Source organism: Azospirillum agricola (genome assembly GCF_017876095.1).
Lineage (GTDB): Bacteria > Pseudomonadota > Alphaproteobacteria > Azospirillales > Azospirillaceae > Azospirillum > Azospirillum agricola.
This window is the reverse complement of sequence record NZ_JAGINM010000006.1, coordinates 238,268-252,217: the sequence shown is the minus strand read 5'-3', so window position 1 is coordinate 252,217 and position 13,950 is coordinate 238,268. Positions and strand designations below refer to the sequence as shown.

18 protein-coding genes are annotated in these 13,950 nt (G+C 68.8%); 6 read left to right on the top strand and 12 right to left on the bottom strand.

Annotated features, from left to right (window positions below; all coding sequences use genetic code 11):
* Window positions 1–17: 17 nt before the first annotated feature.
* Window positions 18–440 carry a DUF4399 domain-containing protein gene (locus tag J2847_RS11235; RefSeq protein ID WP_209779061.1) on the bottom strand — a complete coding sequence of 141 codons (423 nt, stop codon included), beginning with the start codon at window positions 438–440 and terminating at the stop codon, window positions 18–20.
* A gap of 286 nt (window positions 441–726) precedes the next feature.
* Here J2847_RS11235 and J2847_RS11230 point away from each other — a divergent pair, with 286 nt between their 5' ends.
* On the top strand, window positions 727–2,157 hold the full coding sequence (locus tag J2847_RS11230) for a mechanosensitive ion channel family protein (protein ID WP_209779060.1): 1,431 nt from the start codon (window positions 727–729) through the stop codon (window positions 2,155–2,157).
* Window positions 2,158–2,293: 136 nt separating this feature from the next.
* Window positions 2,294–2,497: a hypothetical protein gene (locus J2847_RS11225; protein ID WP_085557696.1), complete on the top strand. Its 204-nt coding sequence runs from the start codon at window positions 2,294–2,296 to the stop codon at window positions 2,495–2,497.
* Window positions 2,498–2,784: 287 nt separating this feature from the next.
* Here the strand turns inward: J2847_RS11225 and J2847_RS11220 are convergent, their stop codons facing one another.
* The 4 genes from J2847_RS11220 to ada all read right to left on the bottom strand — a co-directional run bounded on the left by J2847_RS11220 (window position 2,785) and on the right by ada (window position 5,841).
* Window positions 2,785–3,165 carry a hypothetical protein gene (locus J2847_RS11220; protein WP_209779059.1) on the bottom strand — a complete coding sequence of 127 codons (381 nt, stop codon included), beginning with the start codon at window positions 3,163–3,165 and terminating at the stop codon, window positions 2,785–2,787.
* A gap of 85 nt (window positions 3,166–3,250) precedes the next feature.
* The gene (locus J2847_RS11215; protein ID WP_209779058.1) at window positions 3,251–3,724 is read right to left on the bottom strand and encodes a hypothetical protein; all 474 of its coding nucleotides are present in this window, start codon (window positions 3,722–3,724) and stop codon (window positions 3,251–3,253) included.
* Between the two features lie 192 nt (window positions 3,725–3,916).
* On the bottom strand, window positions 3,917–4,663 hold the full coding sequence (locus J2847_RS11210) for a 2OG-Fe(II) oxygenase (RefSeq protein WP_325169377.1): 747 nt from the start codon (window positions 4,661–4,663) through the stop codon (window positions 3,917–3,919).
* Window positions 4,664–4,674: 11 nt separating this feature from the next.
* Window positions 4,675–5,841, bottom strand: a complete 1,167-nt coding sequence (gene ada, locus J2847_RS11205) for a bifunctional DNA-binding transcriptional regulator/O6-methylguanine-DNA methyltransferase Ada (protein WP_233474445.1) — start codon at window positions 5,839–5,841, stop codon at window positions 4,675–4,677.
* A gap of 440 nt (window positions 5,842–6,281) precedes the next feature.
* Here ada and J2847_RS11200 point away from each other — a divergent pair, with 440 nt between their 5' ends.
* Entirely contained in the window at window positions 6,282–6,713 is a 432-nt protein-coding gene (locus J2847_RS11200) for a hypothetical protein (protein ID WP_209779057.1), read from the top strand.
* 237 nt (window positions 6,714–6,950) lie between these two features.
* Here J2847_RS11200 and nirK read toward each other — a convergent pair whose 3' ends face one another.
* From nirK to J2847_RS11165, 7 genes are all read right to left on the bottom strand, one after another.
* Entirely contained in the window at window positions 6,951–8,015 is a 1,065-nt protein-coding gene (gene nirK, locus J2847_RS11195) for a copper-containing nitrite reductase (protein WP_209779056.1), read from the bottom strand.
* A gap of 162 nt (window positions 8,016–8,177) precedes the next feature.
* The gene (locus J2847_RS11190; protein WP_209779055.1) at window positions 8,178–8,639 is read right to left on the bottom strand and encodes a PAS domain-containing protein; all 462 of its coding nucleotides are present in this window, start codon (window positions 8,637–8,639) and stop codon (window positions 8,178–8,180) included.
* Window positions 8,640–8,685: 46 nt separating this feature from the next.
* A complete protein-coding gene (locus J2847_RS11185) occupies window positions 8,686–8,907 on the bottom strand; it encodes a hypothetical protein (RefSeq protein WP_209779054.1) in 222 nt (73 codons plus the stop codon).
* A 114-nt stretch (window positions 8,908–9,021) separates the two neighbouring features.
* Window positions 9,022–9,936: a LysR family transcriptional regulator gene (locus J2847_RS11180; protein WP_209779053.1), complete on the bottom strand. Its 915-nt coding sequence runs from the start codon at window positions 9,934–9,936 to the stop codon at window positions 9,022–9,024.
* Between the two features lie 54 nt (window positions 9,937–9,990).
* The gene (locus tag J2847_RS11175; protein ID WP_209779052.1) at window positions 9,991–10,146 is read right to left on the bottom strand and encodes a hypothetical protein; all 156 of its coding nucleotides are present in this window, start codon (window positions 10,144–10,146) and stop codon (window positions 9,991–9,993) included.
* Window positions 10,143–10,442, bottom strand: coding sequence for a cytochrome C oxidase subunit IV family protein (locus tag J2847_RS11170; RefSeq protein WP_211114698.1), 300 nt, complete (start codon window positions 10,440–10,442; stop codon window positions 10,143–10,145). Before J2847_RS11170 ends, J2847_RS11175 begins: the two co-directional genes overlap by 4 nt.
* Before the next feature lie 13 nt (window positions 10,443–10,455).
* Window positions 10,456–11,022: a cytochrome c oxidase subunit 3 gene (locus J2847_RS11165; protein ID WP_233474444.1), complete on the bottom strand. Its 567-nt coding sequence runs from the start codon at window positions 11,020–11,022 to the stop codon at window positions 10,456–10,458.
* A 161-nt stretch (window positions 11,023–11,183) separates the two neighbouring features.
* Between J2847_RS11165 and J2847_RS11160 the strand changes: the two genes are divergently transcribed.
* The 3 genes from J2847_RS11160 (at window position 11,184) to J2847_RS11150 (ending at window position 13,918) form a co-directional block, all read left to right on the top strand.
* Window positions 11,184–11,636 (top strand): c-type cytochrome, encoded by a 453-nt coding sequence (locus J2847_RS11160; RefSeq protein ID WP_209779051.1) that lies wholly within the window; start codon window positions 11,184–11,186, stop codon window positions 11,634–11,636.
* A 14-nt stretch (window positions 11,637–11,650) separates the two neighbouring features.
* On the top strand, window positions 11,651–13,000 hold the full coding sequence (locus tag J2847_RS11155; protein ID WP_209779050.1) for a cbb3-type cytochrome c oxidase subunit I: 1,350 nt from the start codon (window positions 11,651–11,653) through the stop codon (window positions 12,998–13,000).
* 108 nt (window positions 13,001–13,108) lie between these two features.
* A complete protein-coding gene (locus J2847_RS11150; protein ID WP_209779049.1) occupies window positions 13,109–13,918 on the top strand; it encodes a CbbQ/NirQ/NorQ/GpvN family protein in 810 nt (269 codons plus the stop codon).
* The last annotated feature ends 32 nt before the right edge of the window (window positions 13,919–13,950 follow it).

Sequence of the window (13,950 nt, the reverse complement as noted above, 5' to 3'; positions counted from 1 at the left end):
CTCCCCTGTGCGGGACGTTACCGAACCGTGATGGTGATCTTCTGCGACATCACCGGCGGGTTGTGCGGGATATGGTCGGCGTCGCCGAGGACCATCTGAAGCGTGTGCCGGCCGGGCGGCAGCTCCAGCCGGACCTCGGTCTGGCCGCCGCCGAAATGCAGGTGCTGCCGGTCGTTGGGGATCGGTTCCTCGGGGTTGCCGAGGTCGGTGTCGACCAGCAGATGGTGATGTCCCGTACGCTCCCGGCGGATGCCGGCCGGCGCCACCCCCATGTTCTGAAGGCCCATGCGGACCCACAGCTTGCCGCCGTTGATCACGCTGCCGTCGTAGGGCCACATGATGTAGGCGCGGGCACCCTCCGGCGCGGCCTCGCGCTGGGCCGCCGCCGGAATCGGCGCCAGCAGGACGGCGCCGAGCAGGAACGCCAAGGATCGAGGCATGTGCAGCCCTCCCCCATTTTTTCGATTGTGTCCGGTATCGGCCATCTTATGCCCGGAGGGGGCGCGATCCTCCCGCGTCATTCACGGTAATACCGGAAGGGGGAAGGCCCCTCCTTTTCCGGGACCGTCCCGCTCCATCCGGCCGCCGCGGGCTCCGATCCCCCCTCTTCTTTGGGACGGATGACCGTCCCGATGATCGTCGTTGTTGACGGCGCGCGCGTGCCCGAGCATGCGATGCGTGGCTTTCGCCTCCTCCCATCATCCAAGACAGGACATGCCCGCAACCATGAACGCCGTCCGGCGCCTCCTTGCCCCGTTGGCCCTGCTGGCCCTGCTGGCCGCCGCGGTGCTGCACCGGCCCTGGCTGCACGCCCGCCTGGAACCGCTGGGCGGACCGGCGGTGAGCGACGGCTTCGACATGGCGGTCGCGGCGGCGGCGTGGCTGGCCCTGGCCTGGGCGGGGTCGCGGGTGCTCGACCTGCTGGCGACCGGCAACGGCCGCGCGAACGGACGTCCGGGCGGCAGGCCGCCGCCCATCCCGCGCCTGCTGAGCGACCTGCTGCGCGCCCTGCTCTACGTCGCGGCGCTGGTGGCGATCCTGGCCTTCGTGCTGGAGCAGCCGGTGACCGGGCTGCTGGCGACCTCCGGCGTGATGATCGCGGTGCTCGGCTTCGCGCTGCGCAACATGATCGCCGACATCTTCTCGGGCATCGCGCTCAACATCGAGCACCCCTACCGCATCGGCGACTGGATCGAGCTGGCGCCCGGCGTCTCCGGCCGGGTGGACGAGATCAACTGGCGCGCCACCCGGCTGATCACGGCGGACGGCGCCGCCCTGATCGTGCCCAACGGCATCGTCGCCGGCAGCCGCTTCGTCAATTTCAGCCGGCCGGAGCCGCGCTTCCGCGCCGCCATCCCGATCCTGCTCGACCACGACGTCCCGGCGGCCCGTGCCAAGCGGGTGCTGCTGTCGGCGCTGCTCTGCGCCGACGGCGTGCTGGCGACGCCGCGCCCGGACGTGGTCATAGACAGCTTCAGCCCCAACGGCGTCGGCTACCAGGCGCGCTTCTGGCTGGACGACTACGAGCGGCTGTCGGCGGTGCGCGACGCGGTGGCGACGGTGATCCTGGAGCATCTGGGCCGCGCCGGCATCGAGCTGGCCCGGCCCAAGCAGGAGCTGCGGACCCACCGCCCGGCCAAGCCGGTGCCCGGCGCGCTGCGGCGCAGTCTGCTGCGCCAACTCGACCTGTTCGCCGCCTTCGACGAGGCCGAGGTGGCGGAACTGGGGCAGGCGATGCGGCGCCACCACATCCCGGCCGGCGGGGTCGCGGTGCGCCAGGGCGAGGCCGGGGAATCGCTGTTCGTCATCGCCGAGGGGGTGTTCGACGTCACGCTCGACCAGGGTCGGCACGCCGTCCATCTCGACCGGCTGCGGCCCGGCGACCTGTTCGGCGAGATGTCGCTGCTGACCGGCCAGCCGCGCAGCGCCTCGGTCGTCGCCTGCACCGACGCGGTGGTGTTCGAACTGGACAAGGGCCACCTCGACCCGGTGCTGCGGCGCCGGCCGGAGCTGGCGCGGCAGCTCGCCGAGCTGATGGCCAACCGCCAGCTTCACAACGACGCCGAGCGCGACCGGCTGGGGCGTGACGGCGCCGGGCAGTCGCTGGCCGCCTCGCAGGATCTGCTGGCCCGTCTTCGCGGTTTCTTCAAACTTTGAGCGGAAAATACCGGCGGGTGTGAAGCGGACGACAGGCGGCGGACGGCGGCACGGGCATGATGCCCCCATGTTTCCCACCCACCCGGCCCCGCCGAACCCGGCCTCAACCGTCCGGTCCATCCGCTGGAGCAACGCCATGGCCCCCTCCGTCACCCGTGCTTTGCAAGCGATCAAGCGCCATGGCGTCGCCCCTGAACAGCTCGACCGCGCCATCCTGGCGGCGATCAACGTGACGCTGTGCCTGGCCTCCAACGGCAACGACCGGGTGGCCGAGGGCTTCAATCACGACATCGCGTCCAACGGCAGCGGCTTCGCCGCCATGGCCGGATTGGCGGCATGAGCCGGCGGCCGGTCCGGAAGGGGGCGGCCAGAAAGGAACGGACGCACGGGACATGAAGGAACGGGACACGAAAGAGCCGCCACCGGGCGGCTTTTTTCATGCCCGCGTCCCGCGCGTCTGCACATCTTTCGAGAGTCGAGCGGAGCGGCATCTCTCCTCATCCGTCATGCCTGGCCTTGTGCCGGGCATCCAGGGCCGCAAGTCATGCGAAAGAGCCCGCACGTGGACGACCGGGCCAGACCCGTCATGACGGATGACGAAGAACCGATCGAAGACCGCGCGTCCGCTCAGCGCTGCGCCTTCAGCAGGGCCTTCAGGTCGGCGAGGCCGTCCTTGGCCTTGGCCGTCCGCGCGTCGGGTTGGGTGCCGAGCATGAACTGCATCATCCGCTCGTCGCGCGTCATCGTGGCCTTGGCCGTTCCGGGCGTCCCCGCCGGTGCCGCCGCGCCCATCGGTGCCGCCGCTCCGGGCAGCGCGCCGCGCTGCGCCGCCGTGTCCGCCGCCGGCCGCTCGTTGCGCTTGGCCAGCCGCTCGGCCAACAGCGCGACGTTCTGCGCCGACAGCGCCACGCCGCCCGACTGCACGTCGAAGGCGAAGGCGGAGGAAGTGGCGACGGGGGCGGCACCCAGCACGGCGATCAGCGTGACGACTTGAACGGCGCGGCGCATGGAGGCGGCCCTTTCGCGAAAAGGGCCGGTCCGCCGCGTGACGGACCGGCTGAGGCGGGAGGAGGCAGGATGGGGCGGGGATTGCTCAGCGCTGCTGGAGGAGGGCGCGCTGTCCGGCGAAATTGCCGATGCCGGCCGACAGGTTCTGGACGTTGCCGAGGTTGCCGCCGCCGGGCAGCGGGGAGCGGCTGCCGAACTGCTGGACCAGGGCGCTCTGCGAGGCGCGGTTGCCGATGCCGGCCGCCGTGTTGCCGACGATGGCGGTGTTGGAGCCGCCGCCGACCAGCGGGGCGCCGAGGACGCGGCCGGGGCCGCCCTGCATCACGGTGACGCCCTGGCGGGCGACGTTGCCGACACCCGCCGCCAGGTTGCTGACGTCGGCGGTGTTGGCGGTGCCGAGGATGCTGCCGCCGGTCGCCTGCCGGGTCATCGCCGACTGAAGCGCCACGTTGCCGACGCCGGCCGCGGTGTTCGAGATCGAGCTGACGTTCTGCGCGAAGGCCGGGGCCGACAGCAGGGCGACGGTGGCGAAGCCGGCGAACAGGGCGGTGCGGATCATGGCGCGTCTTCCTTCATGGCGGGAATAAGGGGCGGGAATAAGGGGCGGGGAGGAGGGAGGCGAGGCCGGCGGTGGCTGGCCGTCCTGGCCGTCTGCCCTGTCACCGTCTCGATGACCGGACACTAACCCCGCTCCGGATCCCCCGCTGTGAGCCGCGCCACAAACCCATGCTCTTTCTCCCGGCCCGCCTTTTCAGGCCGCGTCGTGGAAGATGATGCCGAGCGTGTGACGCAGACCCGAGCGGACCCGGCTGACCCCGTGGCGCAGGCTGACCCGGTAATCCCCCCGCGTGCCCCGCACCGGGCGGTGGCGCACGGCGAACAGCACGGCGTCGCCCTGACGCAGCGGCACGACCTCCACCCGGCTTTGCATGCGCGGGCGCTGTTCGGTCAGCACGAATTCGCCGCCGGTGAAGTCCCGCTCCGGCTCCGACAGCAGCACCGCCAGCTGGAGGGGGAACACGAGATCGCCGTAGAGATCCTGATGCAGGCAGTTGTGGTCGCCGGTCCGGTACTGGAGCAGCAGCGGCGTCGGCCGATTTTGGCCGGCGGCGTGGCAGAGCGCCAGGAAGTCGGCGTGGCGTGCCGGAAAGCGCGCGGCCTCGCCCATCCGTTCGTTCCACCTGTTGGCGAGCGGCGCCAGGCGCGGATAGAGCGCGTCGCGGAGATCGCCCACCAGACCGGGCAGCGGGTAGCGGAAGTAACGGTATTCGCCCCGGCCGAAACCGTGGCGGGCCATGACGACCCGGCTGCGGAACGGCTCCTCCCGCGGGTAGAGGGCGGCGATGTCCCGGCATTCCGCCGCCGTCAGCAGCCCCTTCAGGACGGCGCTGCCGCCACCGTCCAGTTCGGACGTCACGCCGTCCCAGTCATGGGCGGCGACCCTCTCCGCCGCCGAACGCGGGGGCAGGGCCAGGGCGGGCAAGGGAGGTGCGGGCAAGGGAGGGGCGCTCACGGTTGCCCGTCCCGGACGCCGGCCAGTTCGACCCTGGCTTCCCGGTCGAGCAGGGCGCGCTTGCGCTCGACGCCCCAGCGGTAGCCGGACAGCGCCCCGTCGGTCCGCACCACGCGGTGGCAGGGGATCGCCACCGCGAGCGGGTTGGCGCCACAGGCCGAGGCGACCGCCCGCACCGACTTCGGCGCGCCGATGGCGCGGGCGAGTTCGGCGTAGCTGACGGTCTTGCCGGCGGGAATGGCGCGCAGAGCCTGCCAGACCCGCTGCTGGAAGACGGTGCCGCGCACGTCGAGCGGCAGGTCGTGGCCGAGCGCCGGCGCCTCGACCAGACCGACCGCCGCCGCGACCAGCGCCTCGAAGCCGGCGTCGCCGCCGATCAGGTTGGCCTTGGGGAAGCGGTCCTGGAGGTCGCGGGCGAGCGCATCGGGATCCTCGCCGAGCAGGATGGCGCACACCCCCTTGCGGCTGCTGGCGACCAGGATGGCGCCGAGCGAGCAGTCACCGATGGCGAAGCGGATGTCGGCGTCGGTTCCGCCGGCGCGGAAGGCGGTCGGGGTCATGCCGAGCGTGGCGTTGGACGTCGCGTAGAAGCGGCTGCTGGCGTTGAAGCCGGCGTCGTAGATGGCCTCGGTCACGCTGCCCCGGCCGCTGGCGAGCTGGTCGCGGATCTTCCGGCTGCGATGGGCGGCGCCGTAGGCGCGCGGCGTCAGGCCGGTGGTCGCCTTGAACAGGCGGTGGAAATGGTGCGGGCTCAAGCCCACCGTGGCGGCCAGCGCGTCGAGCGACGGCATCTCCTCGGCCGTCTCGATCGCCCGGCAGGCGTCGGCGACCAGGGCGGCCTGCCGGGCCGCCAGCGGCGCCTCGTTCGGACGGCAGCGCTGGCAGGGCCGGAAGCCGGCGGCCTCCGCCTCCGCCGGGCCGGCGTGAAAGGCGACGTTCTCCGGCCGGGCCGGGCGCGAGGCGCAGGAGGGGCGGCAATAGACGCCGGTCGTCCGCACCGAATAGACGAACCGTCCGTCGAAGGCCGGGTCGCGTTCCCGCAGGGCGCGCCAGCGCGGGTCGTCCTCCAGGTCCGGCCCCACCAGGTCCGGCCCCAGCTCCGGCCCGGCATCCGTCCGGGTGGTGTCGCGGTGTTCCATCTGTCGTTCCATGGCGATGCTCATCGGTCGCTTCCTCGATGACGTGTCGTCCATCGGTGTAGCGGCCCGTCCGGGGCCTCGCACCCCGGCGCTTGCTTTCGAATCCCCGGCCCGATCATACCCGCGATGGGAGCGCGCCGGAAGCGGGGGCGGGTTTATCCATCGGATTGCTCGATGGAAGGCATCGAACAAATTCCTTTTTCCTATTCCTGAAGCCGCCTTATCCTCGGATTCCAAGCCGTTGCGCCGGTGGCCGGCCAAGGCGGGTGGCGCGACAAAATGTCCCGCGTGGGGACTTGCGGTTTTTTGCGCGAGAGTTGTCGCCGTTCCGCCGGTTATCAACGAAAGGCGTTGCGAGAACATCATTCGGAATAGAAAGAAGGCCGGATGCGGGTTTGACGGATGTTCTTCTTTATTTTCCTTGGGAAACATCCTAATTCGATAGGCGAAGAGAGGGTGTGGAGATGATCGAGACTCGGGATTTGACGATCGTCACGGGATGGGGAATGGCCGGTGTCGTCGCCAGCACCCTGGCCGTGATCCTGCTGTCGCCGGGTGCCGCCTCGACCGCGGACACGGTTCTGATGGAGCGTGTCTCGCACAATCTCAGCGGCGACGCCTGCCGCCGCGTGCTGGAGGACGTCATCGCCCGGCCGGCCGACAAGCCGGTTCTCTGGCTGTGGGCCGAGGAATCGGAACCGGGCCGCACGCCGGTCGCCTCCTGGTCGCGGCGCGAGGCGCCGGTGGGGCCGCCGCGCCCCTATGCCTTCCGGCCGGGCACCGACAGCGTCCCGCAGCAGGCCTGCTCCTTCGACAGCAACTCCGTCCACATCGTGTCGTTCGAGCCGAAGAAGACCTTTTCCATCACCCCGGTCATGATCGATCCGGTCGATTGATCCGGTCGATTGTCCGCATCGCGTGTTTCGGGGATGCCGGAAAAGAAAAAAGACGCCCATCGTCGGGGGGACGATGGGCGCGCGAAGGCAAAACGGGAGACATCATCACACCAGTGATGATGAAATCGCCGGAGCGATTGTGCGGCGATCATCGCCGCCGGGACCAGGCCCAGCCTTGACTGCGGTCAAGCTGGAGCGGAAAAAGCGCTTTTCCGTTCGGATGCCTCTTCTGCCCGGTCAATGGGCCATTTCTCCCATCTTCTTGCGGGAGTCGCCGGTCTTGTCGAGGATGATGCTGTCGTCCGCCTTGCCCTCGACCTCCAGGATGCCGATCAGGCCCTTGGTGGCGCGGCTCAGCGCGTGATCGACTAGGGCGTACTGGCCGGGATAATCGACCTTGAACTCGACCATGGTGGCGCCGCCCGGCGGGACGGTGACGGTCTGGATGCCCTTCAGCGGCTCCGTTTCGAGGCCGCCCAGGCTGTGGACGCGGTCGAAGATCTCGCCGATGACGTGGAAGGAGGAGGTCAGGTTGGGGCCGCCGACACCGAACCAGATGCGCACGGTCTCGCCGACCTTGGCCTTCAGCGGCTTGTCCTTCGACAGGGCGCCGACGGCGCCGTTGAACACCAGATAGTTGGGCCGCTCGTTCACGAGCCCGTCGTAATCATCCTCGGCGGTGGGGATGTTCTTGGCCTTGGTGGCGTAGATCTCCTGCTGCATCACGTAGAATTCCCGATCGACCGCCGGCAGCCCGGCTTCGGGCTCGACGACGATCAGGCCGTACATGCCCTTGGAGATGTGGTGGGCGACCATCGGCGTGGCGCAGTGGTAGACGTAGACGCCCGGCGTCAGCGCCTTGAAGGAGAAGGCCTTGGTCTGGCCCGGCTCGACCTGGGTGATCTGGCCGCCGCCGAGGAAGCCGGTCGCCGCGTGGAAGTCGATGGAATGGTTCATCGTCGCTTCCTTGGCGTTGGTGATGCTGACATCCACCGTGTCGCCGACGCGCACGCGCACCATCGGGCCGGGGATGGTGTTGTTGAAGGTCCAGTAGGTGTAGGTGGTGCCGTCGTCGAGCTTGGAATCGACCTCGGTCGTGGTCAGCGTGACCTGATGGGTCTTCGGCGCGCGCTTGCCGGGTTTCTCCGCGGCGGGGACGGCGGCCGGATCCAGGACGATGTCGACCGTCTTGTCCTTGACCTTCGGATCCGCGTAGAGCGTGGTGGCCGAGACCGCGCCGATCCCCGACAGGGTCAGGAGAGTGGCAACGCTGACGCTGGCGAGAAACATCCTGCTGTTCATGGCACGGTCCATTCGATGCGTTTCGTATGGACCGAGTGTCGCCCGACAAGACGGCTGGCCGATTGACCGCCGTCAAGCCGCGCCTCTCTATTTGCCGTTCAGGTTGTGATATTGATGGGATCCAATGAATTGCTTTTGAATCGATTGCGATGTTCGTGGTCGTTACCGTCCGGCGACTTGACGGCGCAGCGCCTTCAATTCCTCGAAGCGGGCTGTGACGTCGCGCAGGACCGCCGCCATGCCGAGCATCCCGCCATCCCCGTCGTGGAGCGGCACGATGGTGAACTCCACGGAGATGCGGCGCCCATCCTTGTGCAGGGCCGGGACCGACAGCAGGTCGCCCTTGCCGTAGCGGCTCTCGCCCGTCGCCATCACGGCGTCGTACCCCTCCCAATGACGGGGACGCTGGCGTTCCGGTATGATCAGGTCGAGGGACTGGCCGAGCGCCTCCGCGGCGCTGAAACCGAAGAGGCGTTCCGCCCCCTCGTTCCAGAACGCGATCCGGCCGTCCCGGCCGGAATAGACGATGGCGTCGGCGGCGCTGCGCAGCAGCGCGTCGCCGAGCCGGGCCAGCGTGTCGGCGGAGAGGGTGGAGTCCGCCGGCTGCCGGGGTTGCGGGTCCATGGTCGGGCTCTTTCCTGGGTTCCTGGCCGTTCCAGCCGTGGTCACGTCACAGGCGCGTCAGCCGGAAGATGATGATGAACATGGTGAGCGTCCCGAGTTCGGCCAGCGCCGCCAGCCAGCTCGGGTGGAAAATGATTCCGAGCGGCATGATCAGCAGAAAGATCAGACCGGGGAAAACCACCCATGGTGACTCCGATTTGTGGGCGTGAGGGTCGTCCTGTTCGGTTCCATCAAGGATTTCCGAGCCGTCGAGCGCGTGATCCGTCATGACCTTTTCCCGTTTTTCTGGTTGTCCGGCCGAGTTCCACGCGACATCGTCTTGTGTTCCCAGCCTGGATTGGTCACGCGACTTTACGGAGTTGACGATGGTTGAAAAGCGAAACTATTCGATGGATATCATCGGTGTTTCCGAAGGCTTCCCGCTGTCCGGGGGCATCTCCGGCGCCGGCTGCGGCGCGCGCGACAGGATCGCCCGCAGGCCGGTGAAGGCGGCCTCCAGAACGCCGGAATCGGCTTCCACCGGGTGGACCGCGTAGATCGGCAGATTGAAGGGGTGGGTTTCCGGCAGGATCTCGGCGAGCCCCTCGTCGACCAGCGGCTGCACCAGTCCGCGCGGGAAGTGACCGGTGCCGCCGCACTGTTTCAGGTAATCGAGCCCCAGCGTGCCGACGCCGATCGACAGCGGCGTCGTTTGCGCCTCCGGGTGGCGCAGGTGGATCTTGCGCTGGAAATCGTCGCTCCAGTCGATGTGGACGTATTCGCCGCCCCCTCCCTCCCCCTGTTCGCCAGGGATGCGCAGCAGAACCAGCTCCTCCTCCATCAGCAGGCTGATCTTCAGGCCCGGCGTGTTGCGCGGCGAGTACATGATGCCGAGGTCGAGCGTGCCCTCCCGCAGCGACTGGAGCAGACCGTCGGCCAGCCCGACCTCGCAGCGCAGCGCGATGTCGGCGGCGTTGCGGCGCATCCAGGGGATCCAGCGGTGCAGCATGCGGTTCCACAGCCCGGCCTCGCTGCCGATGCGCAGCAGCGCGCGGTGGCCCGGCGGCAGCGCCGCCTCCTGGCGGGCCTGCTCCCACAGCCGCATCATGGCGACGGCGTGGCGCTGGAACCGCACCCCGCCGGGGGTCAGCGCCGCCCCGCTCTTGGTGCGTAGGAAGAGGCGGCAGCCGAGCTGCTCCTCCAGCTGGCGGATGCGCGTGCTGACCGTCGACTGGGTGACGTGCAGCCGCTCCGCCGCCGCGACGAAGCTGCCCGCCGCCGCGACCTCAAGGAAGGTGCGGGCCGTTTCCGTGTCCATCTGTCCCGCCCCCGGCGACCGTTTCTGCCCGCCCACAAGGCACACCGGAACCCGTCACTGCGTCAAGAACAGCGACGCGGTGATGGCCAGGGTCGAGACGATCACCAGCGCCAGCCCGCCGCGCCCGAGCGCCCGCTGGCGGTGCAGGGCGATCCCCATGCCGATCACGGCGGCGGCGGCCAGCAGCAGGCCGAGCTTCATGTCGGTCATGGCGTGCCTCCCGGCCCGATCCAGCCCCATGTCCCGGCGGCGTGGACCAGCAGGATCGCCCCGCACAGCAGAACCAGATAGCCCGACAGCAGCACCCGCCAGCCGGCTCCGGCGCGGTCCAGCTCCAGGTAATGCAGCAGGATTTCCCGCCCCTTGGCCACCGCGACCGCCAGAAGCAGCGCCGCCCCGGCGATTCCGACGCCGGATCCGGACTCCTCGTGTTGCGCGAACAGCAGCGTGACGGTCGACAGCCCGAGCAGGATCAGCCAGGACCACGTGAGGCGATCGATCCTCATGATCGATTTCCTTTCATCGCACGAGATAGACGAGCGGGTAGAGGATCACCCAGATCAGATCGACCATGTGCCAGAAGGCGGCGCCGGTCTCCAGATTCTCCACGCTGGGCCAGCGGGCGACGATGGCCAGCACGGCGATCCCCATCACGACGTGCAGCGCGTGGAAGCCGGTCAGCAGGAAATAGAGCGCGAAGAAGGTGTCGCTGTCGATCGACAGGCCGGCCCCCAGCGTCGCCGCGTACTCCACCGCCTTGACCGCCAGGAAGACCGAACCGACCGCCGCCGCCGCCAGCATCCGGCGGCGCGCCAGCGCCGGCCGGCCGCGCCGGCCGGCGGCGACGCCGCGCGCGGCGATGAAACCGCTGGTCACCAGCACCATGGTGTTGACGGCGCCCAGCGTCCCGTCCAGATGCGCCTGCCCGGCCGCGAAGGGGACGGGATCGAGCGCGCGGGCGACGGCGAAGCCGACGAAGGCGGCGCCGAACACCGCCAGTTCGCCCAGGATCAGGATCCACATCATCAGATTGCCGGGCAGGCCGGAAAACCCATCCGGCCGGTCATCCAAAGCGCGGCTGCCCATCGTTGCCTTCCTCTTGCTCGACGGCCGGCACCCTAGACCGGCCGGCGCCGGGGCGGCTTGACCACGGTCAAGGAATGTCCTGGCGCGGCGCTCAATTAATGGACCGACCGGTGGTGGACCACCCGCTGACCTCACCCGCCTCTATCCTGGGATCCCGAGCGATGACCGAACGCTTCACCAAGGCGGCCGCGCGCAACATCTTCTACGGCGGATCGCTGTTCTTCTTCGCAGCCTTCGTCGGGCTGACCGCGCTCAGCCACAACTACATCGTCAACAAAGGCACCGACAGCGCCGGGCTGACCGACGCGGTCGCCCGCGGCAAGCATGTCTGGGAAAAGAACGCCTGCATCAACTGCCACACCCTGCTGGGCGAGGGCGCCTATTTCGCGCCGGAGCTGGGCAATGTCTGGCTGCGCTACGGCGGCGACAAGGACCATGAGGGCGCCGTCACCGCGCTGAAGGGCTGGATGGCCGCCCAGCCGTCCGGCATCGAGGGCCGGCGCCAGATGCCCCAGTTCAACCTGACCGACCGGGAGGTCGAGGATCTCGGCGCCTTCCTGGAATGGACCAGCCGGATCAACACCCAGAACTGGCCGCCCAAGCTGTCGGGCTGAGGAGACTAACCGTCATGAAATACGAATCGCAAAAGGTCGCCCTCTGGTACTTCGCGGCGGCGATGGGGCTGTTCGGGGTGCAGATCCTGGTCGGGCTGCTGGCCGGCGTCGTCTATGTGCTGCCCAACACGCTGTCGGAGCTGCTGCCCTTCAACCTCATCCGGATGATCCACACCAACGCGCTGATCGTCTGGCTGCTGATCGGCTTCTTCGGCGCCGCCTACTACCTGATCCCCGAGGAGTCGGAGGTCGAGCTGCACAGTCCCAAGCTGGCGCTGATCCAGCTCGGCCTGTTCGTCTTCGGGGCGCTGGCCGCCGTCGTCGGCTACGTCTTCCGCGTCCACGAGGGGCGCGAGTTCCTGGAACAGCCGACCTGGATCAAGGCCGCCATCGTCGTCGTCGCGCTGATGTTCCTCTACAACATCACCATGACGGTGCTGAAGGGCCGCCGTACGGTGATCACCAACATCCTGCTGGTGGGCATGTGGGGCATCGCGCTGTTCTTCCTGTTCTCCTTCTACAACCCTGCCAATCTGGCGCTGGACAAGATGTACTGGTGGTACGTCGTCCATCTCTGGGTCGAGGGCGTGTGGGAACTGGTGATGGCCTCGATCCTCGCCTTCCTGATGATCAAGATGACCGGCGTCGACCGCGAGATCGTCGAGAAGTGGCTCTACGCCATCGTCGGGCTGGCGCTGTTCAGCGGCATCCTCGGCACCGGCCACCATTATTACTGGATCGGCACGCCGGGCTACTGGCAGTGGATCGGTTCGATCTTCTCGACGCTGGAGGTGGCGCCCTTCTTCACCATGGTCGTCTTCTCCTTCATGATGGTGTGGAAGAGCGGGCGGCGTCACCCCAACAAGGCGGCGATGCTGTGGTCGCTCGGCTGCGCGGTCTTCGCCTTCTTCGGCGCCGGGCTGTGGGGCTTCCTGCACACGCTGGCCCCGATCAACTACTACACCCACGGCACCCAGGTGACGGCGGCGCACGGGCACCTCGCCTTCTACGGCGCCTACGCGATGATCAACCTCGCGATCATCACCTACGCGATGCCCTACCTGCGCGGCGTGCAGCCCTACAACCAGGTCCTCAACATGTGGAGCTTCTGGCTGATGAGCGGCGGCATGGCCTTCATGACCTTCGCGCTGACCGTGGCCGGCGTCGTGCAGACCCATCTCCAGCGCGTCATGGGCATGGACTACATGGAGGTCCAGGAGCAGTTGGCGCTGTTCTACTGGATGCGCCTCGGCGCCGGTGTCGCCGTGGGGGCGGGCGTGCTGCTCTACCTCTACGCCATCTTCGGACCGGCGCGCGAGGAACGGCCGGCCTCGATCCCGACCAGCTACCAGCCCGCGGAGTGACGGTTCTCCAGTGACGTTTTCCCAGTGACGTCCCCTCGGCTCCCGCGTCCCCCACTCGGACAGATTGGCGGCGCGGGGGCCGTCTTTTTCCTTCCGGAGTGTTTCGCGATGCCCGACAGCGCCGCCTTCCCCGTCCAGCCCGCCTCCCTGCCGTTCTACCAGCCGGTCGCCGACGAGTGCGCGCTGTTCGAACACGCCTTCAACCACCGCCTGCCCCTGCTGCTGAAGGGGCCGACCGGCTGCGGCAAGACCCGCTTCGTCGCCCACATGGCGGCCCGGCTGGGGCGTCCGCTCTACACCGTCTCCTGCCACGACGACCTGACCGCCGCCGACCTGACCGGGCGCTACCTGCTGAAGGGCGGCGACACGGTGTGGACCGACGGACCGCTGACCCGCGCCGTGCGCGAGGGCGCCATCTGCTACCTCGACGAGGTGGTGGAGGCGCGCAAGGACGTCACCGTCGTGCTGCACCCGCTGACCGACGACCGCCGCATCCTGCCGCTGGAGCGCACCGGCGAGACGCTGGAGGCGCCGGATGGCTTCATGCTGGTGGCGAGCTACAACCCCGGCTACCAGAACGTCCTGAAGGCGCTGAAGCCGAGCACCCGCCAGCGCTTCCTCGCCGTCGAGTTCGACTTCCCCAAGGCCGAGCAGGAAATCCCCATCGTCGCCGCCGAGAGCGGCCTGCCCGAATCCCGCGTCGCCCCGCTGGTCCGCCTCGCCAACGCGCTGCGCGCGCTCAAGGGCCAGGATCTGGAGGAGGGCGTGTCGACCCGCCTGTTGATCTACTGCGCGACGCTGATCCGCTCCGGCATGAAGCCCGAGCGCGCCATCCGCGCCGCCCTGATCGAGCCGCTGACCGACGACGCCGACGTGCGCGCGGCGCTGCTGCGCGTTGCCGACGTCACGCTCGGCTGACCCCAATCCTGTTGAAGCTGCCCTGATGGAGC

Coding starts and splice junctions, on each gene's coding strand:
- J2847_RS11235 (WP_209779061.1), bottom strand. CDS start 440: ATGCCTCGATCCTTGGCGTTCCTGCTCGGCGCCGTCCTGCTGGCGCCG.
- J2847_RS11230 (WP_209779060.1), top strand. CDS start 727: ATGAACGCCGTCCGGCGCCTCCTTGCCCCGTTGGCCCTGCTGGCCCTG.
- J2847_RS11225 (WP_085557696.1), top strand. CDS start 2,294: ATGGCCCCCTCCGTCACCCGTGCTTTGCAAGCGATCAAGCGCCATGGC.
- J2847_RS11220 (WP_209779059.1), bottom strand. CDS start 3,165: ATGCGCCGCGCCGTTCAAGTCGTCACGCTGATCGCCGTGCTGGGTGCC.
- J2847_RS11215 (WP_209779058.1), bottom strand. CDS start 3,724: ATGATCCGCACCGCCCTGTTCGCCGGCTTCGCCACCGTCGCCCTGCTG.
- ada (WP_233474445.1), bottom strand. CDS start 5,841: ATGAGCATCGCCATGGAACGACAGATGGAACACCGCGACACCACCCGG.
- J2847_RS11200 (WP_209779057.1), top strand. CDS start 6,282: ATGATCGAGACTCGGGATTTGACGATCGTCACGGGATGGGGAATGGCC.
- nirK (WP_209779056.1), bottom strand. CDS start 8,015: ATGAACAGCAGGATGTTTCTCGCCAGCGTCAGCGTTGCCACTCTCCTG.
- J2847_RS11190 (WP_209779055.1), bottom strand. CDS start 8,639: ATGGACCCGCAACCCCGGCAGCCGGCGGACTCCACCCTCTCCGCCGAC.
- J2847_RS11185 (WP_209779054.1), bottom strand. CDS start 8,907: ATGACGGATCACGCGCTCGACGGCTCGGAAATCCTTGATGGAACCGAA.
- J2847_RS11180 (WP_209779053.1), bottom strand. CDS start 9,936: ATGGACACGGAAACGGCCCGCACCTTCCTTGAGGTCGCGGCGGCGGGC.
- J2847_RS11175 (WP_209779052.1), bottom strand. CDS start 10,146: ATGACCGACATGAAGCTCGGCCTGCTGCTGGCCGCCGCCGCCGTGATC.
- J2847_RS11170 (WP_211114698.1), bottom strand. CDS start 10,442: ATGAGGATCGATCGCCTCACGTGGTCCTGGCTGATCCTGCTCGGGCTG.
- J2847_RS11165 (WP_233474444.1), bottom strand. CDS start 11,022: ATGGGCAGCCGCGCTTTGGATGACCGGCCGGATGGGTTTTCCGGCCTG.
- J2847_RS11160 (WP_209779051.1), top strand. CDS start 11,184: ATGACCGAACGCTTCACCAAGGCGGCCGCGCGCAACATCTTCTACGGC.
- J2847_RS11155 (WP_209779050.1), top strand. CDS start 11,651: ATGAAATACGAATCGCAAAAGGTCGCCCTCTGGTACTTCGCGGCGGCG.
- J2847_RS11150 (WP_209779049.1), top strand. CDS start 13,109: ATGCCCGACAGCGCCGCCTTCCCCGTCCAGCCCGCCTCCCTGCCGTTC.